Source organism: Nesterenkonia sp. PF2B19 (assembly GCF_001758425.2).
GTDB lineage: Bacteria > Actinomycetota > Actinomycetes > Actinomycetales > Micrococcaceae > Nesterenkonia > Nesterenkonia aethiopica.
Map to the genome: position 1 here is coordinate 15,594 of NZ_MDSS02000007.1, position 21,200 is coordinate 36,793.

Annotated in this window: 18 protein-coding genes; 13 read left to right on the top strand and 5 right to left on the bottom strand. The window is 68.7% G+C overall.

Annotated elements, in window-relative coordinates; translation table 11 throughout:
• Positions 1-5 precede the first annotated feature (5 nt).
• Positions 6-1,463, bottom strand: a complete 1,458-nt coding sequence (locus tag BCY76_RS18480; protein WP_201791068.1) for a hypothetical protein — start codon at positions 1,461-1,463, stop codon at positions 6-8.
• A gap of 169 nt (positions 1,464-1,632) precedes the next feature.
• On the opposite strand from BCY76_RS18480, the gene mtrA reads away from it, so the two are divergent.
• The 9 genes from mtrA (at position 1,633) to secA (ending at position 10,733) form a co-directional block, all read left to right on the top strand.
• Positions 1,633-2,322 (top strand): MtrAB system response regulator MtrA, encoded by a 690-nt coding sequence (gene mtrA / locus BCY76_RS03390; protein ID WP_070159230.1) that lies wholly within the window; start codon positions 1,633-1,635, stop codon positions 2,320-2,322.
• Between the two features lie 218 nt (positions 2,323-2,540).
• The gene (locus BCY76_RS17375; RefSeq protein ID WP_139827591.1) at positions 2,541-3,068 is read left to right on the top strand and encodes a hypothetical protein; all 528 of its coding nucleotides are present in this window, start codon (positions 2,541-2,543) and stop codon (positions 3,066-3,068) included.
• Complete coding sequence (locus BCY76_RS17380; protein WP_139827592.1) at positions 3,011-3,799, top strand: sensor histidine kinase; 789 nt, start codon at positions 3,011-3,013, stop codon at positions 3,797-3,799. The genes BCY76_RS17375 and BCY76_RS17380 overlap by 58 nt, the downstream gene beginning before the upstream one ends.
• Positions 3,796-4,152: an ATP-binding protein gene (locus BCY76_RS17385; RefSeq protein WP_139827593.1), complete on the top strand. Its 357-nt coding sequence runs from the start codon at positions 3,796-3,798 to the stop codon at positions 4,150-4,152. Before BCY76_RS17380 ends, BCY76_RS17385 begins: the two co-directional genes overlap by 4 nt.
• A gap of 73 nt (positions 4,153-4,225) precedes the next feature.
• The gene (locus BCY76_RS03400; protein WP_070159235.1) at positions 4,226-5,866 is read left to right on the top strand and encodes an LpqB family beta-propeller domain-containing protein; all 1,641 of its coding nucleotides are present in this window, start codon (positions 4,226-4,228) and stop codon (positions 5,864-5,866) included.
• 188 nt (positions 5,867-6,054) lie between these two features.
• On the top strand, positions 6,055-6,807 hold the full coding sequence (locus BCY76_RS18845; RefSeq protein ID WP_237089939.1) for a hypothetical protein: 753 nt from the start codon (positions 6,055-6,057) through the stop codon (positions 6,805-6,807).
• Positions 6,779-6,961 (top strand): hypothetical protein, encoded by a 183-nt coding sequence (locus BCY76_RS03405; protein WP_237089940.1) that lies wholly within the window; start codon positions 6,779-6,781, stop codon positions 6,959-6,961. Before BCY76_RS18845 ends, BCY76_RS03405 begins: the two co-directional genes overlap by 29 nt.
• Before the next feature lie 100 nt (positions 6,962-7,061).
• Positions 7,062-7,787, top strand: coding sequence for a ribosome hibernation-promoting factor, HPF/YfiA family (gene hpf, locus BCY76_RS03410; RefSeq protein ID WP_070159321.1), 726 nt, complete (start codon positions 7,062-7,064; stop codon positions 7,785-7,787).
• 273 nt (positions 7,788-8,060) lie between these two features.
• Positions 8,061-10,733: a preprotein translocase subunit SecA gene (gene secA / locus BCY76_RS03415; RefSeq protein WP_070159237.1), complete on the top strand. Its 2,673-nt coding sequence runs from the start codon at positions 8,061-8,063 to the stop codon at positions 10,731-10,733.
• 16 nt (positions 10,734-10,749) lie between these two features.
• Here the strand turns inward: secA and BCY76_RS03420 are convergent, their stop codons facing one another.
• The 3 genes from BCY76_RS03420 to BCY76_RS03430 form a co-directional block, all read right to left on the bottom strand.
• Entirely contained in the window at positions 10,750-11,439 is a 690-nt protein-coding gene (locus tag BCY76_RS03420; protein ID WP_070159238.1) for an Rv3235 family protein, read from the bottom strand.
• Positions 11,440-11,556: 117 nt separating this feature from the next.
• A complete protein-coding gene (locus BCY76_RS03425; RefSeq protein ID WP_139827594.1) occupies positions 11,557-12,162 on the bottom strand; it encodes a LysM peptidoglycan-binding domain-containing protein in 606 nt (201 codons plus the stop codon).
• Entirely contained in the window at positions 12,135-12,509 is a 375-nt protein-coding gene (locus BCY76_RS03430; RefSeq protein ID WP_070159241.1) for a hypothetical protein, read from the bottom strand. The genes BCY76_RS03425 and BCY76_RS03430 overlap by 28 nt, the downstream gene beginning before the upstream one ends.
• A 332-nt stretch (positions 12,510-12,841) precedes the next feature.
• Here BCY76_RS03430 and BCY76_RS03435 point away from each other — a divergent pair, with 332 nt between their 5' ends.
• A complete protein-coding gene (locus tag BCY76_RS03435; protein WP_070159243.1) occupies positions 12,842-13,405 on the top strand; it encodes a hypothetical protein in 564 nt (187 codons plus the stop codon).
• A 1-nt stretch (position 13,406) separates the two neighbouring features.
• On the opposite strand, the gene BCY76_RS03440 is transcribed toward BCY76_RS03435, so the two are convergent.
• Positions 13,407-13,643 carry a helix-turn-helix domain-containing protein gene (locus tag BCY76_RS03440; RefSeq protein ID WP_070159245.1) on the bottom strand — a complete coding sequence of 79 codons (237 nt, stop codon included), beginning with the start codon at positions 13,641-13,643 and terminating at the stop codon, positions 13,407-13,409.
• A gap of 245 nt (positions 13,644-13,888) precedes the next feature.
• Here BCY76_RS03440 and BCY76_RS03445 point away from each other — a divergent pair, with 245 nt between their 5' ends.
• From BCY76_RS03445 to BCY76_RS03455, 3 genes are all read left to right on the top strand, one after another.
• The gene (locus BCY76_RS03445) at positions 13,889-14,422 is read left to right on the top strand and encodes an SAF domain-containing protein (protein ID WP_139827595.1); all 534 of its coding nucleotides are present in this window, start codon (positions 13,889-13,891) and stop codon (positions 14,420-14,422) included.
• A gap of 231 nt (positions 14,423-14,653) precedes the next feature.
• On the top strand, positions 14,654-16,306 hold the full coding sequence (locus BCY76_RS03450) for an AAA family ATPase (protein ID WP_070159248.1): 1,653 nt from the start codon (positions 14,654-14,656) through the stop codon (positions 16,304-16,306).
• Positions 16,307-16,381: 75 nt separating this feature from the next.
• On the top strand, positions 16,382-21,199 hold the full coding sequence (locus BCY76_RS03455; protein WP_085437162.1) for an NAD-glutamate dehydrogenase: 4,818 nt from the start codon (positions 16,382-16,384) through the stop codon (positions 21,197-21,199).
• Position 21,200: the final 1 nt, after the last annotated feature.

Below are 21,200 nucleotides of genomic sequence, written 5' to 3' on the forward strand. Positions count from 1 at the left end.
GGGATTCACCTCGGCTGCCCGAAGTCCGGGCCCTGCCCGTCACGGCCGGAGTCGTCGGACCCTGGCTGGCCGCGGGGGTCCTGGGGCGGCCTGCCGTAAGGGTCCCCGCCCGAGGGATCCTGCTCGTGCGGGTTCTGTCCATAAGGGTTCTGTCCATATGGGTTCTGTCCATAAGGGCTCTGTCCATACGGGTTCTGTCCATACGGGTTCTGCCCGTAGGGATTCTGGCCAGCAGGCGCCTGGCCGGAGGGGTCCTGGCCATAAGGGTTCTGCCCGTACGGAGACTGGCCATACGCAGACTGGCCATACGGAGACTGGCCATACGGGTTCTGCCCGTACGGGTCCGGACCGGGGCGCGGCTGGCCGAAGGGCCCCTGTCCGTAGCCCGCCCACCCCGGCTGCGGCGCTCCCCACGGGGGCCCCGAGGTCACGGTCGGCTCGCCCAGATGCTCCAATGAGGCAGGGATCACCGTGCCGTCGTCGGAGGCGCCCTCGGCGGCGGCCAGCAGGGTGACGTCCGCGGACTCCTGGTGGATCCTGCAGTTCAGATACATCACCGAGACCAGAGCACCAGCCAGGCCGAGGAAGATCGCGCTGACCGCGGAATCGAAGAAGGAGGCGAGCACGAAGAGCACCGTCGAGGCACCGGTGCCTCCCTCCGGAGAGGTCATCGCCATCTCTCCGCCGATGCCGGCGACGATGCCCATCGGCAGGGAGGCCACCAGGGTCATCACGACCAGGAGCAGATAGATCAGAGCCACCGTGCCGATGTTGATCCACCACCGGCCGCGGTTCAGCCGCCAGGAGCGAGCGATCGCCGCCAGAGGGCCCCGACGTTCCACCAGGACCACCAGGGGGGCGTACATGAGTCCCGCCGTGAGCCAGGCCGCCAGGAGCAGCAGGCCGGGGAACGCCACGATCAGACCGAACCCGATGGTGACGACGGCGGTGATCACCGTCGTGGCGATGACCGCCAGACCGACCACGAAGAGCAGGACGTTCATGACCACGATGTGCAGCAGCAGCCAGCCGATCCTGTCAGCGCGCAGGCGCAGCACCTGCATGAAACCCGTCCGATAGCCGTAGGCGGCGCGGAGGGTCGGGATCACCATCAGTGCGAAGGCCACCGTGAGCACGAGGTACTGGACCACGGAGATCGCCATCATCCCGCTCCAGAACCCCATGCTGGAGAACAGCGAGAACAGCAGCTCCTCGTCCTCGAAGGCCATGGGGTCATACATCAGTCGCATGAATCCGCCCATGGGCATCGTGGCGTACATCACCAGAGAGAGCAGGAAGCTGATCATGCCGGCCGCGAACGGCACGCCGACCACAGCCTTGGGGGAGTGTCTGATCATCGTGAACCCGCCGCCGAGGACCTCGCCGAGGGTCATGCGACGGATCGGGAAGACCGTCCCTGGCCGGGCGGGCGTCGGCTCCTCGGTGCTCCACTGTGCGGTCATGGGTCCCCTTGCGATCACATCTGCGGACTAGGCTGAGACTTTCACCCTATAGCCCGGGCCCCTCGGCTGACACCCCTATGACATGCACGGCGGTCGGTCGTGAGGGCCCCGTCATATATCCTGGCGGGACGGACCGTGCGCGGGCTGGACGAGAGGAACAGGAGAGCTGATGAAAGCCAGGATTCTGGTCGTCGACGACGATGAGGCGCTGGCCGAGATGATCGGCATCGTGCTGCGCAACGACGGCTTCGAACCCACCTTCTGCACCACAGGAGATGCCGCCCTCGACGAGTTCCGCAGCACCAAGCCCGACGTCGTGCTGCTGGACCTCATGCTCCCCGGCAAGGACGGCATCGAAGTGTGCCGCGAGATCCGCGACGAGGCCGACACCCCGATCATCATGCTCACCGCGAAGTCGGACACCGCCGACGTCGTGCGGGGCCTTGAGGCCGGTGCCGACGACTACGTGCCCAAGCCCTTCAAGCCGGCCGAGCTCGTGGCACGGGTCCGGGCTCGGCTGCGCCCGGCTGAGACGCAGACTCGGCCCGACAGCGAACAGCTGAGCATCGGCGACCTCACCATCGATGTGGCCGGTCATGAGGTGCGCCGCGGCGAGACGCGGATCTCGCTGACCCCGCTGGAGTTCGACCTGCTCACCGCCTTGGCCAAGAAGCCCTGGCAGGTGTGGAATCGGGAGATGCTCCTCGAGGAGGTATGGGGCTACCGGCACCAGGCCGACACCCGCCTGGTCAACGTGCACGTCCAACGCCTGCGCTCCAAGATCGAGAAGGACCCCGAGCACCCGGAGATCGTCCAGACCGTCCGGGGCGTGGGATACAAGGCCGGCGGACAGGGGTAGGACATCACCGAGGACGAGAGCCGCGCCTCCGCCTCCCGAGCAGTAGCGTCCACGACCGGATCCATCCCGGTGATCCGGCAGGCCCGCACCGAGCGCCGACGACGGCGGAGACACCGGAGGTCCGGGAGAGGGAGCCCGCTGCCGGGCTGTTCCGCCGTGCCGGTCGACGTCTGGCCCGCATCCCGCGGCTGTGGGGACGCTCGCTGCTGTTCCGCGCCGTGGCCTTCACGGGCCTGCTGACCATGCTCGGCACGGGCCTGGTGGCGGCCTTCCTGGCGCAGCAGGTGACCACGGGTCTGTTCCAGGAGCGCTTCGACCAGGTGGAGCTCGAAGCCGCCAACGGCATGCAGCGGATCCGCAATGAGTTCAGCTCGGCCTCCACCGCCGACCGCAGCGAGGCCGACCGTCTGGTGGAGTCCACCCTCTCGGAGCAGGAGGACACCGGCTCCCAGGTGCGGCGCTACGTGTACCTGCTCCCGTTGGACGACGAGTCCGACACCCGTGCGGTGGCCGGTCGGATCCCCATCGGCGACGAGGTCGCCGCTGAAGAGGTGGTGTCCCAGGAGCTGCGCGACGCCGTGGCCGGCGGCACCGGCCAGTACTGGCAGTCCGTTGGCTTCACCCGGGATGGAGTGGAGGTGCCCGGAGTCATCTTCGGCACTCAGGTCACGCTGCCTCCGGGGACATCATGGGCCTGTACTTCCTCTACGACTTCTCCACCGTCCAGGACACCTTGGCCTTCCTGACCAGGATCATGCTGCTGGCCGGACTGGCGCTGCTGGTGCTCAACATGGCGGTGGCGGCCTGGGTCACCCGCTCCGTCGTCTCACCGATCTCGCAGGCCGCCGAAGTCTCCGAACGTATCGCTGCGGGCCAGCTCGACCAGCGGTTGGCCGTGCGTGGAGAGGACGAGATCGCCCGGCTGGGCATCTCGTTCAACCGGATGGCCTCGAACCTGCAGGAGCAGATCACCCAGCTGGCGAACCTGTCCAAGATGCAGCAGCGATTCGTCTCCGACGTCTCCCATGAGCTCCGCACACCCCTGACCACGGTGCGCATGGCGGCTGAGGTCCTGCACGAGTCGCGGGAGGACTTCGACCCTGTCAACCAGCGTTCCGCGGAGCTGCTCTATCACCAGGTCGAGCGTTTCCAAGCGATGCTCTCGGACCTGCTGGAGATGTCGCGCTTCGACGCCGGCGCGGCCGAGCTCGCCCTCGCCGATGTGGACCTGCGCAGCCTCGCCGAGGACGCCCTGACTGCGGCCCTGCCGCTGGCAGACCAGTCCCGGACGCAGCTGTCGATCGTGGTCCAGGGGGAGGACTTCGTCGTGGAGGCGGATCCGCGGCGCATCGACAGGATCCTGCGGAACCTGATCAACAACGCCATCGAGCATTCTGAGGCGCGGCCGGTGGACCTGGTGATCGCCTCCTCGCCGACTGCGTCGGGGTCGCCGTGCGGGACCACGGGATCGGCATGAGCCCGTCGGAGGTGGCGCATGTCTTCGACCGGTTCTGGCGTGCGGACCCTGCGAGGGCCCGCACCACCGGCGGCTCCGGGCTCGGCCTGTCCATCGCCACGGAGGACACCCGACTGCACCAGGGCGCGCTCGACGCGTGGGGCCAGAAGGGGCAGGGCTCCTGCTTCCGGCTGGTCCTGCCCCGGAGGCTGGGGGAGCCGTACCGTGCCTCGCCGCTGGCGCTGCCGCCGGTCTATCGGTCCTCCGACCGCCGAAGCATCGCCACCCCCGTGGACGGCACACCCGTCACCGGGGAGGTCGACCATGACCGGATCGCCGAACAGTCGCTGCTCGAGCCGAAGGAGGGGAGCTGAGGATGAGCCGTCGCCTGGCCGCTCTGATCGCCGCCCTGGCCGGGGCCGCCTGGTGGCCTCCGGCTGCACGCCCATGGTGCCCACCGACGGGCCGGTGGGCACCTCCGAGCTCGACGTCGGCGGAGACCCCGCCTATTCCATCCAGGCGGCCTCTCCGGTGCAGGGCATGGATCCGGAAGAGATCGTGCTGGGCTTCATCAACGCCGGAGTGGAGCCGACCAACCAGTACGAGGTCGCCCGGGAGTACATGACCGACGAGGCAGGAGCCCGATGGAGCTCGGGCGCACGCACCTTGGTCTACTCGGGGGACCCCAATGTGCTCTCCATGGGTGATGACAGCTACTCGGTGCAGATGGAGGTGGAGTCTGCGGTGGACGAGACCGGGATCCTCACCCAGTTCCCGGAGGGGCAGACCCAGACCGAGGAGTTCGAACTGGAGCAGGTCGACGGCGAGTGGCGCATCGCCGATGCGCCCGAGGGCACGATGGTGACCTCCGGATCGTTCCCCACGGTGTACGAGTCCCATACCCTCTACTTCTATGATCCGCAGCAGCGGTACGCCGTGCCGGACATCCGCTGGTTCCGCAGCAGCCGCACAGGCGTCCCCACAGAGATCGTCAGTGCGCTGCTCGACGGCCCGGCCACGTATCTGGAGCCCGCGGTGACGTCGGCCTTCTCCGACGGCACGGAGCTGCAGAGGCCCACGGTCCCCGTGGAGGACGGCACAGCCGTGGTGGACCTGGACGCCGAGCACCTGCGCGGAGCGACGGCCCAGGAGAGGCTCCTGATGAAGCATCAGCTGGAGATGGTGCTCCTCGACCTGCCCACGGTGCGGGAGGTGGAGATCATCTCCGGCCAGACCGAGTACGAGATGCCGGAGCAGCCCACCGACACGTTGGACATCGAACGGGACCCCAGCGTCAGCAACACCCAGGTCGGAGTCCTCGACGACACCCTGGTCCGCGTGCAGGATCTGCAGACCCTGTCGATCGGCAGCCTGCCGGACATCTCGGAGCTGGAGCCGCAGAAGCCCGCCGTGCCCGCCCAGGCGGAGGAGATCTTCGCCTTCCTGGACGGTGAGGGGGAGCGCCTCTACCATCTGCGGCCGCACCGTGACCCGGACCTCGTGCTCACCGGAGAGAACCTCACCCGGCCCTCCATGGACAACTTCGGATGGACCTGGACGACCTCCCGGGACGATGACGGCTCCCACGTCCACGTGGCCGCCTATGACGAGACGCTCTCCCAGTCGACGCTGGAGGTCAGCGCCGACTGGTTGGAGGCGCTCGACGTCGAGGCTCTGAGAGTCTCGCAGGACGGTGCGCGCGCCGTGGTCGTGGCCGACGACGGCGGCGAGTCCGGGCTCTACCTGGCCGGCGTGGTCCGCGACTCCTCCGGGACGCCGCGCGGGCTGGGAGAGCCCATCGCGCTGCAGACCACCACGCCCCCGGACGATGTGCGGTGGCTCGAGTCGGACGCTCTGGTGGCCTGGGCGAACTCGGAGGACTCGGCGGAGACCGCCGAACGGGTGAACCTCAACGGTTCCAGTCAGGCGATGGGCAGCCCGTTGCTGGGACTGCAGAACATCTCGGCCGGTGAAGGGGTGCGCACGGTCTTCGCCGAGCGGGTGGACGCCCCGTACAACTCCCGCAGCGGAGACAGCTGGGACATCAACGAGCAGGTGGAGGTCCGGGACTACGCCTTCCCCGGATGACGGATCCTGCGCTCCGGCCCCGTGTGCTGCGGCCCCCGGTGTGCTGCGGCCCCGGTCGGGTGCGCTCGTCGTCTGCCGCGTGGCACGCTCCTCCCCAGCGGCGGTCGGCCCGGCGAGGACACGCCAGACTCTCCACAGTCCATGGTAGGAGGCTCCTGCCGGTGACCGCGGTCGGGGAGGATGCCGGCATGGGTGCCCACCGTTCCTCACGGCCCACGGGCTGGACGTCCTCGCTGCGCCGCGCGGCACGTGAGCTGGCCGGTGTCCTGTCTCCGGTCTGGTGCGCCGGATGCGGCCGGGAGGATACGGTGCTGTGCCGCGACTGTGCTCAGCTGCTGGCCGAGAGGACGAGTTCGCCGTTTCGGGCGGAGGACCAGGCCTTGGCGCTGCCGCTGGTGCCCTCGTCGGCGGGGGAGGACGACGGGATGGGTGTGCTGCCCGTGGTCGCCGCCGCATCGTACGACGGCGTCGTCGCCCGCGCGATCCTGGCGTTCAAGGACCACGAGGTGGTCGGCCTGTCGCGCCTGCTGGCGCCGGCGCTGCGCGCCGCCGTCGAGACTGTGGGCGAACCTCAGAGGGCACGGGACGGTGAGGGCCATCCGGGGTGGGACGCGGGGCTCCAGGGGCGGGTGCAGCAGGCTGGGCCGTTGCTGGTCACACCTCCGCCGACGCCGGCGTCCCTGCTGCGCCGCAGCCACCGGCCTGTCGATCATCTGCTGCGCGCCGTCGGGCTGAGGCCCACCGGCGGACTGGTGACGGTGATGCCCTCCGCGCACTGCGCTCGCTGCTGCGGGCGGCCGCCAGAAGACCCGCGGATCGGTGGCTCGACGACGGGCCCTGCGCGGCACGCTGCGGGTGACGGCCGCCGGACGCCGCAGGCTGCCCGGAGCGAGGGTGCTCCTCGTCGACGACGTGCTCACGACTGGGGCCACCCTGCATGAGCTGCATCGCGTGCTCCGCGAGGTCGGCGCGGATGTCTCCGGGGCCGCGGTGGTGGCCGCCGCGCGTCGGGACAGGAGCGCCGGGGGAGGGCCTGCTCGGAAGCCCTCGGAGAGTTCCGGATTCCCCCGTGACGAATGGAGCGATTCGTCCTAGGGTGGAGTATGGGTATCTTCACGATGGGTCCCATCGCAACGGCGACGGGACGAGTGTCCTGGTCGGCCGCTGTGCTGTCATCGGAAACGAGGAGGACACCATGACCCTTCAGGTCAGCTACACCGGACGGAACATCCAGATCCCCTCCGCCTTCAAGGAGCACGTCGAGGACAAGCTCGACAAGATCGAGCAGCTCGCGGACAAGGGCCATCGCCTGGAAGTGAAAGTCGCCTCCGAGAACTCCCACCGTCGCGCCGACACGGCGCTGACCGTCGAGATGACCGTCATCGGTCGAGGCAAGGTGGTGCGCTCGGAAGCCCAGGCCGAGGACAAGTTCGCAGCGTTCGAGATCGCGCTCAACAAGCTGACCGAGCGTCTCCGGCGCGCCAGGGACCGGAAGAAGTCCCGCGCTCACAACGCCTCCCGCAACGGAGCCCCCGACGTCGCCACCGCGATGTCCGGACTCGAACCTGTCCCCACCGACCGGCCCCTCTATCAGCAGGTGCTGGACGCGGCCGCCGCGGACGACCAGCCGCCGGGCGAGGATGATGGGGACAGCGCGCCGATCAAGATCCGGCGCAAGGTGTTTCCTGCCGAGCCGATGAGCGTCGATGCCGCCGTCGACGCGATGGAGCTGGTGGGACACGACTTCTACCTGTACGTCGACGCCGAGACGGGACAGCCCTCGGCGGTGTACCGACGTCGTGGGTGGACCTACGGCGTCATCTCGCTCGATGCCGAGCACTCGACGGACACGCCGATCACGGAGGAGCGGAGCTACCGGCCGGAGAACGGCACCTCCCCTCGGAAGGTGGGGGTGGCCTGAACGGAGGACCCCTCGGCCGACCTTGACGGGCCGGACCGGAGAAGGTCACCGTCGACAGTGACGCAATGATCAGGACGACGGGGTCCGGGCGAGACGCCCGGGCCCCGTCGACCTGCCGGGGCTCGAGAGCCCCGGCGACCGTGCTGGGAGTCTTTAGGCGCAGTCCAGCCTCAGCGCGTAGACTGACACGCGGCTCCGTGCAGGTGGTCCCCGACACATGGGAGCGCCAGTGGATGAGCCGAGCACCGATACACACCTGATGGAGAACCGGCCGTGCCTACTCTGCTCGAACGAATCCTCAAGACCGGGGACAAGAAGATCCTCAAGACGCTGCGCGCCTACGCGGACGCCGTCAACCTCTTGGAGGATGAGTTCAAGGAGCTGTCCGACGCCGAGCTGCGCGCCGAGACGGACCGTTATCGTGAGCGCCACCAGGACGGCGAGTCGCTGAACTCTCTGCTGCCGGAGGCCTTCGCCGCCGTCCGTGAGGCGTCCCAGCGCACCCTGGGGCAGCGCCATTACGACGTCCAGCTCATGGGAGGCGCCGCGCTGCACCTGGGCAACATCGCAGAGATGGGAACCGGTGAGGGCAAGACGCTGGTGGCGACTCTGCCTGCCTATCTGAACGCGCTGACCGGCAAGGGCGTGCATGTCGTCACGGTCAACGACTACCTGGCGAAGTACCAGTCGGACCTGATGGGCCGCGTCTTCCGCTTCCTGGGCATGACCACCGGAACCATCACCAACGATCTCCGGCCGGCTCAGCGGCGTGAGGCCTACGCCGCAGACATCACCTACGGCACGAACAATGAGTTCGGCTTCGACTTCCTGCGTGACAACATGGCTCAGTCCCTGGACGATCTGGTCCAGCGGGAGCATCACTACGCGATCATCGACGAGATCGACTCGATCCTGATCGACGAGGCCCGCACGCCGCTGATCATCTCCGGCGCGGCCTCCGGCGACATCTCCCGGTGGTACACCGACTTCGCGACTCTGGTGAAGAAGCTCCACAAGGACGAGGACTACGAGGTCGACGAGAAGAAGCGCACCGTCGGCGTGCTGGAGCCCGGAATCGACAAGGTCGAGGACTATCTGGGCATCGAGAACCTCTACGAGACCCAGAACACCACCCTCATCCAGTACCTGAACAACGCGATCCGCGCCAAGGAGCTCTACAAGCGGGACACCGATTATGTGGTCGTGAAGAACGAGGTCCACATCGTCGACGAGCACACCGGCCGCATGCTCAAGGGCCGCCGCTACAACGAAGGGCTGCACCAGGCCATCGAGGCCAAGGAGGGTGTGCGGATCAAGGCGGAGAACCAGACCCGCGCCACCGTCACGCTGCAGAACTACTTCCGTGGCTACGAGAAGATCTCCGGCATGACCGGCACCGCGGAGACCGAGGCCGCCGAGTTCATGTCCACCTACGGGCTCGGCGTCGTCCCGATCCCGCCGAACAAGCCGCGACAGCGCGTGGACCACAATGACCTGGTCTACAAGAACGAGGTCGTGAAGTTCGACGCGGTGCTGAAGGACATCATCGAGCGGCACGAGAAGGGCCAGCCTGTCCTGGTCGGCACGGAGTCCGTGGAGAAGTCTGAGTACCTCTCCAAGCTCCTGGCGAAGGCCGGCATCCGGCATGAGGTCCTCAACGCGAAGAACCATGAGCGGGAGGCGGCGATCGTCGCCCAGGCGGGTCGCAAGGGTGCGGTCACCGTGGCCACCAACATGGCCGGCCGAGGCACGGACATCATGCTCGGCGGCAATGCCGAGTTCAACGCGGTCCATGCGATGGAGAAGCTCGGCCTGGATCCGGTGGAGGACGCCGAGGAGTACGAGGCCACGTGGGACGAGGTCTTCACCGCGGCCAAGGAGGAGGCGGAGAAGGAGGGCGACGAGGTCCGCGAGCTCGGCGGCCTCTACGTGTTGGGCACGGAGCGTCACCAGTCCCGCCGTATCGACAACCAGCTCCGCGGCCGGTCCGGCCGTCAGGGCGACCCCGGCGAGTCCCGGTTCTACATCTCCCTGACCGATGACCTCATGCGCCTGTTCAACCAGGCAGCAGCTCAGCGGATCATGAACTCGAAGGCCATGGACGAGCAGATCCCGGTGGAGCACAAGTTCGTCTCCGGTGCGATCGCCAATGCCCAGCAGCAGCGTGAGGGTCAGAACACCGAGATCCGCAAGAACGTGCTCAAGTACGACGACGTCATGAACCGTCAGCGTGAGGCGATCTACTCCGACCGCCGTCGCATCCTGGAGGGCGACGACGTCCACGAGAAGGTCCAGCACTTCATCGAGGATGCGATCGGTCTGATGATCGACGAGAAGACCACGGCCAACTCTTCGGAGGACTGGGATCTCGAGGGCCTGTGGGAGGAGCTGGAGTCGCTCTACCCGATCTCGCTGACGGTGGAGGACATCGTCGAGGAGGCCGGCGGGATCGATCAGATCACCGTGAAGATGCTCAAGCGGGAGGTCGTCTCTGACGCGAAGATCGCCTACGAGAGCAAGGAGGAGGAGCTCGGGGAGGACGCCATGCGCCAGCTCGAGCGTCGTGTCCTGCTCTCGGTGATCGACGAGAAGTGGCAGGAGCATCTCTACGAGATGGACTACCTGAAGTCCGGAATCGGTCTCCGCTCGATGGCTCAGCGCGACCCCCTGGTGGAGTATCAGCGCGAGGGCTATCTGCTGTTCCAGACGATGGCCGACTCGATCCGTGAGGACTCGGTCCGTTACCTGTTCAACGCCGAGGTGACCTCTTCGGCCGCGAAGACCCAGGCGACGAAGCTGCCGGGTGTCAAGGACGGGCGCGTGGCCGCCGCAGGCAAAGAGGTCAGCGTTCCGGGTCTGAAGGAGGAACCGGGCCGGGTGAAGCTGAACTTCACCGCGCCGACGGAGACGGGCGGAAAGCAGACGGAGCCCCGCAGCGCCAGCTGATCAGCCTGCCAGCTGATCAGCCCAGCTCCAGGGCCACGACCCGCCACCGGCCTCGGTGCGCCTCGAGCCGCATCGCGCAGGCCCGGGTCCGGGATTCGCCGGCGAAGACCACCGCGACCTCCCACACGCCTCGGGAGACGCCGCAGCACCGGAGTCGCTTCAGGCTGAGCGGGCCCCGTGCGGCCGCGACTGCGTCGTCGGCGGCGTCGACTCGCCGAGCGTGCGCGAGAAGCTCTGCGCGTTCGCGCACCTTGTCGAAGACCCCTGGGTCCAGCCAGCGCTCCAGCTGCTGGACGGGGCGCTGTCCGGCCAGCGTCTCCATGGTCGCCTGGCAGACCAGGCGCGCGACTGCGGTCACCTGGCGCCGTTCTTCGCGGAGCGTGGCCAGTTCTGTGGGACGTCGGCCGTCCGTGTCCTCGGCGCCGGCCGCAGAGAGCGCGTCGGCGGCCTCTCGTCGGCGGAGCAGACGCTGGACCTGCTCCTCACGCTGCAGTCGGAACGTGTTGAGGCGACGCAGCGGCGTTCCGGGCCATCGGGCCTCAGGATCATCCCTCACCGTGGCGTCGAGTCGCAGCAGGGGTTCTGCCGACCCGGGCTCTGCGGGACGCTGACGGCGCGCGAGCCTGGATCTCAGGTGAGGGGCGGTGCCGGATGCCTGCTCCGGGACGGTGGTCTCAGGGTGCTGCTCGGACAGGGTCGCAGTCATGGTCAGGTCCTCTCTGGTGATGCGGCTCGGGCGGTCGAAGGCTCCGAGCTCGTGTCGTCTTCGTCATCGATCGGGTTCAGCCCCGCCTCCGGGAGTAGATCTGTTCCCGCGGTCCGCTCAGGCGGGGCCGTCGTCATCCGGCGGCGTGAGCACGGCGCCAGGCAGGAGGCTGTGCGGATCCTCACCGATGATCTCCCGGTTGGCCTCGTGCCACTGCGGCCAGGCCTCGGCGATCTCCCATTCGGTGGCCTGCGGCCCCAGATGGTCGGCGGCGATGCTCCACAAGGTGTCGCCGGCACGGACGGTGACCTCCTGGGCGGACCGTTCGCGAGTCTCCACGCCCTGGTGACGGTCGTTCTCCGGACCAGGGGCGTCCGGGGTGAACAGTGGACTCACGACGTCCTCCTCCTGTGTCGTCTCGTGCTCGGTGGTGTGCGCGTCGGGCCTGTCGTCCGTCAGGTCTCCGCCGGACCCGGGATCTCCTGAGTCGCCTGGAGCGTTCTGGCGGTCTGAGGCTGCCGAGCGCGTCTCATCCAGCGGCGTCTGTCCGTCCGAGCTTCCTCGTGCGTCGTCATGGATCGGTCCGGACTCGGGTCCTCCGGTCTCCTGCGGAGCGGAGGCCACGGGTGTCTGGTCGGTCGGCTGATGATGCAGGTGGGTCGCCACGGCCGCGCCGCCGACGGCGAGCTGGGCGGTCAGAGCCACCACGAGACTGCGTCGCATGAAGCCCGGGAGAGTCGTTCCAACAGCGCCCGGGCGGGGCCGCCCTCGCCGCGCCCCAGCCGGCTGAGGGCCACCAGCAGCGCTGTGGCCAGCACGGCGATCAGTGAGGCCACGCTCAGGAGCAGCCCCACGGCCGCGGCGCCCAGTCCCACGACTCGCTCGACGTCCCGCAGGCCGGCGTCGAGTCGTGGAAGGTTCTCCATCATGATCGTCGGGGCCTGGGGCGTGAGCATGGACGCGAGGGGAACCCCGAGGATGGCCGCACCGCTGATCAGCAGGACCGGGCCGAGCGCCACGGTGAGCAGCGTGAGGACCATGTCCTGCAGGCGGTCGCTCCGTGCGGGCACCTCCAGCCCGGCGTCGCGCCGGATCGTCCGTGTGCGGGTGGGCCGGGTGCGGCGGGCAGAGCTGCGGGTCGGTTCACGCCGTGCAGCCCGCCCCCGTGGATCGGGTCGGTGAAGATCTCGTCGTCGTAGAGGCGTCGCCGTGCTCATGGGCCTTCCTGATCCCTTCTGCTCATCCACATCTCCTCATCGCCGTCTGGAGGACATGACGTCGAGTGTAATCAGATGATGCGATTTGATGTGGTTTGGTGGTCTTGAATGTTACACGGGACAGGCCGATTCGGATAGTGTGGTCCCGCAACGACAGGGGCGGTGGGGCCTGAGGAGGGGATCACATGCGATGGGACGCGCTGTTCGCCGACCTCGAGAGCCAGTGGGCGGGGGAGGCCGCAGCTGAGTTGGGCCGGGACATCGCGGAGTTCACACGTCATGAGACGGCCTCGGTGGACCTCGGAGATCGTCTCCGGGCGGCCCTCGGGGAGACGGTGGCCGTGACATTGCCCGGAGGGCGCGTGGTGGAGCTGAGCTTAGGAGCCGTGGGCGAGGAGTGGATCGCCGGAGCCGAGGGGCATCATGGCGTGGTGATCCCCCGGGTGGCAGTCCAGGCGATCGACGGTCTGCCTCGGCGGGCGGAGCGTGAGCGCAGCTCGGTGCGTCGACGTCTGGGGATGGCTGCGGTGCTTCGACGGCTGGCGCGCGATCGCCTCGTCGTGGAGATCCGAGGCACAGCGGGTGAGGTACTCGTCCACGGGCTGCTGCTCAGCGTGGGCCGGGACCACTGCGAGGTCGCCCTCACCATCGCGGGTGAGGTGCCTCGGCTTCGTGGAGCCCGCGGGCTGCGGACCGTGCCGTTTGCTGCGATGTCGGAGATTCGGGCGGAGGGCCGACCCCCGGTCTGATTCAGGCGGAGGACTCCGAGTCGGCGCGGGTCGTGCGTCGGCGCTGCTGACGCGCCTGGCGCTGGGCCTCATACTGGCGCTCGATGTACTCATCGAGCTTGGCCTCCTCGACCCGCCACTGACCGCGGCCTCCGACCTGGATGGCCTCGAGGTCTCCGCTGCGCACGAGGCTGCGGGCCTGGTCCATGGAGATGTTCAGAATCTCGGCCACGTCGGGGAGGGTGAGGAAGCGACGCATCGGTCTCCTTCACTCGAACGGCGTCACGGACAGTCGGGACAGGCCTGTCGGCCGCGTCCCGATGAGGTGATTCTCTCACAGACGGTGGGCTTCGATGGGATTCGTCCACAGTTGATGCGGATATCCACAGCTTGTCATGCGCAGCCCGGCGGTGATGGTGGATTCGGTACGCTGAAGGCGAGGCGATGCCATGTCGACGGCATCTCGCATCCACTCGCACGGAACGGATTTCGAGGGGCACATCCATGACCTCAGAGAAACAGCACCCAGACGCCGCGCCGCGCTCCGCGGCAGAGGCTGCGGATCGGCTGAGACGGCCCAGCTGGAAGGACCCGCGGCTCATCGTGGGGGTCCTCCTGGTGGTGGTCTCGATGGCGGGCGTCGTGGCGCTGGTCGGCTCCCAGGATCGCACCGCCCCGGTGTACGCGGCTGACCGCACGATCTCGGTCGGCGAACCGGTCTCGGCTGAGGACCTCCGTGTTGTGGACGTGCGACTGGACGACGTCTCGGGTCAGTACCTGAGCGCTGACCGGGAGCCTCCTGCGGATCTGCAGTTCGTCTCCGTGGTGGAGGAGGGGGAGCTGGTGCCCGCGCGAGCGTCGACGCGGTCGACCCTCTGGGACGGCAGGCGGTCACGTTGGAGATCGAGGACACTCTCGCCCGTGCGGTCGAGCCGGGTCGGGCGGTGGACCTGTGGGCCGCGACCCCCGGCGCGATCGGCGAGGACGCCGGTGCCCGCGTGGACCAGGTGGTCGCCGGGGCCGAGGTCTCCGCGGTGACAGAGTCCAGCTCGACCTTCGGCGCCCAGTCGGCGGTCACGGTGGAGCTGCTGGTGGCCCCCGACGACCTTCCCGAGGTGCTCGCTGCGCGGAGCTCGGCGGCGGCTCTGTCCCTCGTGCCCGCGGGCGCAGCCCCGGCGGCCGCGACCATGAGGGCGAATCGGCCCCCGACGGCGAGTCCACGGAGGGCGAGGACGCCGATGAGGATGAGGGCGGCGAGGAGGAGGCGCCATGAGGCGCTGCTCGGTCATCACCGCCGGTCACCTTCAGCGGGATCACATCGCCGCCGTCGAGGGACTCCATGGTCCGGTGACTATCGATCGGCGGTGCGCAGACCTCGCAGAGCTGGTGGCCGCCGCACGGACAGGAATGGCCGATGCGGTTCTGATCATCGGGGAGACCGAGACCATCACGGGAAGCCTGCTGACGGAGTTCACCGAGCCGGGGCTGGTCGTGGTGGCGGTGTCCGACGTCTCCGAGGAACGTGCCCGACTGCGGGCTCTGGGAATCGTGGCGCTGCCTGACACCGTGGACGCGAAGACGCTCACCGACGCGCTGCGGGGACTGCCGGTCCCCGAGCAGTCGGCCGATGAGGATCTCCTGGGCGCTCCAGCGGCGGTGGGGAAGGAGCTCGATGACGTCCCCGTCGACCCGGCGGACGTACAGGCTGCTGCAGTGCACGACTCCGGTGCGGAGTCGGAGGCGCCTCCGGGGCGCACACAGGAGGGTGAGGGCGCTCCTGGAGGGCAGCACCCGCTGGACGCAGAGCTGGCCGAACTGCTCAGCGCGGCCGAGACGACCCGGAGCCGGCGCGAGGCCGCCTCGGCGGAGCCCACACAGGAGGAGCACACACAGGAGGAGCACACACCGGACGACAGGCCCCTGGCGGCAGCCGGAACCGGTTCCGCACGGGACGACGATGCCGTACGCGCAGCTGGTGCCGCCCGGCGGGGCACTACCGGGCGGGACGACGCCGGACCGCAGAATGCGGACCTGCGGGCAGCCGCCGAGGAGGACGCCGGAGAGGAGGACTCCGGTGCCGCGCTGCGACGTCCGGGGATCACGACCGTCTGGGGAGCTCCGGGCAGTCCGGGCCGCACCACCGTGGCGGTCAATCTGGCCGCAGAGCTGGCTCTGACCGGCGCCCGTGTGCTGCTGATCGATGCTGACACCGTCGCATCCTCGGCCGCCACGCATCTGGGCCTTCTCGAGGAGTCGGCAGGGCTGGCGCAGGCCTGCCGCCAGGCGGACCTCGGGCGGCTCGATGCGGCACGGCTGCGGCGGGCCCTGACCGTGGTGGACATCTGCGGCTACCGGCTCCACCTGCTCACCGGACTCCCGCGCGCCGATCGGTGGCCCGAACTGCGGGGCGGGGCCCTGCGCCAGGTCCTGCAGCGGGCGGCCCGTGACTTCTCCCACGTGGTGGTCGACGTCGCCGCACCCACGGAGCACGACGAGGAGCTGACCTTCGACACCCGCGCCCCGCAGCGTCACGCGGCCACGATCACCGCCGTGGAGGAGGCGGACACGCTGCTGGCGGTCGGAGGGCCGGATCCCGTCTCCTTCCCGCGCCTCGTCAAGGCGCTGGACGACCTGCGGCTCAACCTGCCGCAGGCCCCTGAGCCTCAGGTGCTGATCAACCAGATTCGGCGCGAGGCGGTCGGCCGCGCCCCCGAGGACCAGCTGCGTGAGGCCTGGGACCGGTTCGGGTCCGGCGAGGCGCTGGAGACCTTCCTGCCCTGGGACCGTGCAGCTTGCGATGACGCCCTGCTCACCGGCCGTGTCCTGGCGGAGTCGGCTCCCCAGTCGGCCCTGCGCCACGCGATCGCGGACCTGGCCGGGGCGACCCTTCCGACGCGCCGGAGGCGCCTGCTGAGGCGGTAGGCTGGGTGCGGGCGGTCGGACACCGTGGTCCGGCCCATGACCGGGGCATCGATGACCCAGAAAGAGTGAGTGCACATGACCGGTGAGAAGTCCCTCTGGACTCGTGGTGGCGATGATCTGGAGACTCTGGAGAGCGCGTACTTCGCCCACGTCGCTCCGGAGGATCTGTGGTCCGTCAGCTCGGAGCATCAGAGAGAGTGGGTGGCTCGTCATCTGGAGCTCGCCCGCCGCCGCAGGGACTCCTCGCCGCAGGCGGACGTCGTCACCGTGGAGGGCCGCAGCGTCGTGCTGGTCGTCACCGACGACATGCCTCACCTCGTGGACTCGGTGACTGCCGAGATCTCCCGGAACGGGCACGCCATGTCCCTGGTGGTCCACCCCATCTTCCTGGTCAGCCGCACCCCGGAAGGCTCCGACGTCCTGGGTGTGCGCTCCGTCCCGGCTCCGCAGCGCGGCATGTCCTCGGGCGACACCCAGACCCTGCCGGACCTCTCCGTGCTGACCGATGAGGGGCAGCGCACCGACGTCGAGTCCTGGATCGCCGTGGAGCTGGACCGGGTGATCACCGCCGAGCAGGTGGAGGCGCTGGTGGAGGGCCTCTACAGCGTCGTCGACGACGTGAAGTCGAGCCACCGGGACCAGAACCGCATGATCGGCAAGGCCCGCGGGGCAGCGGGGCTGCTGCGCGAGGCCGAAGGCCTTCACGAGTCCCAGGAGTCGGCCGACCTGCTCGACTGGATGGCCGATGGGAATTTCCTGTTCCTCGGCTACCGGGAGTACGAGCTCGATGAGCACGATGACGACTCGGTGCACCTGCAGCCGCTGGAGGAGACCGGGCTGGGCATCCTCTCCCAGGTGCGCGGCAAGGGCACCCTCCACCGGACCACGGAGCTCTCCGAGGCCGGCCGGGCCAGGGCCCGGGAGCGCCGGGCGCTGGTGATCACCAAGGCGAACTCCCGTTCCACGGTGCGTCGCCGCACCTACATGGACTACGTCGCGGTGAAGACCTTCGGTCCGGACGGGTCGGTGCGCGGAGAGCGCCGCTTCGTGGGTCTGTTCAGCCAGCGGGCCTACACGCAGTCGATCCAGAACATCCCGCTGCTGCGCTCGCGGGCCCAGCAGCTCCTGGCACGCTCCGGGTTCAGCCCGGACTCCCATTCCGGCTCGGACCTGATGCAGATCCTGGAGATCTATCCGCGCAACGAGCTGCTGCAGATGGACATCGAGGAGATCGAGGAGACTGCCTGGCAGATCCTGCAGCTGCAGGAGCGCCGGCGGGTGAAGCTCTTCCTCCGCAAGGACCACTACGGGCGGTTCATGACGGCGATCCTGTATCTGCCCAGGGACCGGTACAACACGGCGGTGCGTCAACGGGTGGAGCAGGAGCTGCGGCGCCACATCGACGCGGAGTCCATCGACTTCAACGTCCTGCTGACCGAATCCGTCCTGGCTCGGGTGTTCTTCCGCATGCGCCTCTCGGGCGATGCCGCCGAGCTGGGGATCACCGTCGACGAGCTGCAGAACAGGCTGGCCCGGGCCATCCGCTCCTGGGCCGAGGGCATCACCCAGGAGGCCGAGGAACGGTACTCCGGCCGTCGGGCGGAGGACCTGACCCGCCGGTGGGGCGACGCCTTCCCGGAGGACTACCGGGTGCTCTACGAGGTCTCCGACGCCCTGGCGGACATCACTCAGTTCGAGACGCTGGAGCGGCACCCCGAGGACGGCCCACGCATGCAGTTCTACCCGCCTCGCGGGGACGACTCGGCGCATATGAGGCTGAAGCTCTACCTCTCCGAGCCCAAGACGCTGACGGACACGCTGCCGATCCTCGACGATTTCGGCCTCTCCATCCTGGACGAGCGCTCCTACACGCTGACCTGCGACGACGGCACGACCTTCCACCTGTACGACCTGGGCCTCTGCTACCCGGCGGGAGTGGATCCGCACACGACGATCGAGCTGCTCAAGGAGGCCTACAGCCACGTGCTGGTGGGCACCGCCGAGTCGGACATCTTCTCCCGCCTGGTCCTGCAGCTCGGGCTGTCTATCCAGAAGGTGACGGTTCTGCGCGCCTACGCGAAGTACATGCGTCAGCTGGGGTCCGCGCACTCCTATGCCTTCCTGGCGGAGGCGCTGCTGCAGAATCCGGAGGTCTCGGCCGCGCTGGTGGCCTACTTCGAGGCCCGCTTCGACCCGCAGCTGGACGAAGACCGCGCCGAGCGGATGGAGGAGACCCGTCAGCGGATCCTGGACGCGCTGGAGAATGTGCGCACCCTCGACGCCGACCGGGTGCTCTCCACGTTCCTGAACCTCATCGACTCCACGCAGCGGACCAATGCCTACCAGGGCCGGGACTGGCTGTCCCTGAAGCTGACGCCGGGCACCATCGACTCGGCTCCGCAGCCCCGTCCGGCCCATGAGATCTGGGTGTACTCGCCGCAGGTGGAAGGGGTTCACCTGCGCTTCGACAAGGTCGCCCGTGGCGGTCTGCGCTGGTCGGACCGTCAGGAGGACTTCCGCACGGAGGTCCTCGGTCTGGTGAAGGCACAGATGGTGAAGAACGCGGTGATCGTGCCCTCGGGCGCTAAGGGCGGCTTCTACGCCAAGCAGCTGCCCGACCCGGCGGAGGACCGCGGGGCATGGTTCGAAGCCGGTCGCGAGGCCTACAAGGTCTTCATCCGAGGGTTGCTGGACATCACCGACAACCAGCTGGAGCGCGACGGGCAGATGGAGATCGTGGCACCGGAGAACGTGGTCCGGCACGACGGCGACGATGCCTACCTGGTGGTGGCCGCGGACAAGGGCACGGCCACGTTCTCCGATACGGCCAACGCGGTCTCCGCCGAGTACGGGCACTGGCTGGGCGATGCCTTCGCCTCGGGCGGCTCAGTGGGCTATGACCACAAGGCGATGGGCATCACCGCCCGCGGCGCCTGGGAGTCGGTGAAGTCGCACTTCTCGGAGCTGGGCCACGACACCCAGAGCGAGGATTTCACCGTCATCGGCATCGGTGACATGTCTGGGGACGTGTTCGGCAACGGAATGCTGCTCTCGGAGCACATCCGGCTGGTGGCGGCGTTCAACCACCTGCACATCTTCATCGACCCGGACCCCGACTCCGGCGCATCCTTCCGGGAGCGCCAGCGGCTGTTCACGGCCGGACGGTCCGGCTGGGACGCCTACGACGAGTCGCTGATCTCTGCCGGCGGCGGCGTCTTCTCCCGCACGGCGAAGACGATCACCATCACGGAGCCGATGCGACGGCGGTTCGACCTTCCGGCCGGCGTCGAGGTCATGACGCCGCCGGAGCTGCTCCATGCGCTGCTGCAGGCCCCGGTGGACCTGCTGTACAACGGCGGGATCGGCACGTATGTGAAGGCCTCGCACGAGACCCACGAGGAGGTCGGCGACCGCGCGAACAACGGCATCCGCGTCGACGGTCGGCAGGTGCGGGCCCGCGTGGTGGGCGAGGGCGGCAACCTGGGTCTCACCCAGGCCGGCCGCATCGAGGCGGCCCAGCAGGGGGTGCGGCTCAACACCGACGCCATCGACAACTCCGCCGGCGTGGACTGCTCGGACCACGAGGTCAACATCAAGATCCTGGTGGACCAGCTGATCTCCTCGGGCCACCTGGCGGCCGAGGAGCGGGACGAGCTGCTGCGGGAGATGACCGACGACGTCGCCGAGCTGGTCCTGCAGACCAACCGGGACCAGAACATCCTGCTCATGACCGACCGGCATCGGATGGGCGACTGGTCGCCGAGCTTCCAGCGGCTCATGGGCTGGTTGGAGGACTCTGCCGGACTGGACCGAGAGCTGGAGGTGCTGCCCTCCGACGCTCAGCTCGAGGAGCGGCGGGATGCGTCCCAGCCGCTGACCTCCCCGGAGCTGGCGGTGCTGGTGGCCTATGCGAAGATCCAGCTCAAGGGTGCGCTGGTGGCTTCGGACCTTCCCGACGACGACTGGTTCACCTCCCTGCTGGAGGACTACTTCCCCGAGGAGATCACCTCCCGCTTCGCCTCGGAGCTGCCACGGCATCCGCTGCATCGGGAGATCATCGCCACTGTGCTGGCGAACGACGTGATCAACATGGGTGGGGCGACCTTCGTCTTCCGCGCGATGGAGGAGACCTTCGCCTCGGAGGCTCAGGTGGTGCGGGCCTTCGCCACGGTGCGGGAACTGTTCCGCCTCGATGAGTTCGACGCCGCGATGCGCAGCCTGCCGGTGAGCTTCCCCCGCGAGCGGTGGGCGCTGACCTACCTTGACATGCGGCGCCTGCTGGACCGCGCGGTCCGGTGGTGCGTCAACCACGCCCCCCGGGGCACCACGGTGCAGCAGGATGTCGAGCTGTTCGCCGAGCACCTGCGACCGCTGTACGGCAACCTCTCGGAGCACCTGCGGGGCGGGGACCGGGAACGCGTTCTGCAGCAGAAGGAGGAGGTGCTGGCCACCGGCATGCCGGAGGACCTGGCACGCTGGGTCTCCGAGCTGTTCGAGACGTTCTCGCTGCTCGACGTCGCCGACGTGGCCCGGGAGCTCGGCGTCGACTCCGCCGAGGTGGCGGGTGTGTACTACACGGTCTACGACGAGTTCAGCGCCGATTCGCTCCTGGAGCGCATCACGGGGCTGCCGCGGAAGGACAAGTGGCAGGCGCTGGCCCGCGGCGCGCAGCGTGACGAGCTCTACCACGCGATCCGGGATGTCACGACCTCGGTGCTGAAGAGCACCGAACCGGGCACGCCGGATGAGCGCATGGCGGCCTGGCGCCGGGAGAACGAGGCGAAGATCAGTCGGGCAGAGCGGCTGGTGGCGGAGGTGGACCAGCTCAAGACGGACAACATCGCGTCGTTGACGGTGCTGCTGCGGCACCTGCGCGGTCTCATCGGAGCCTGAG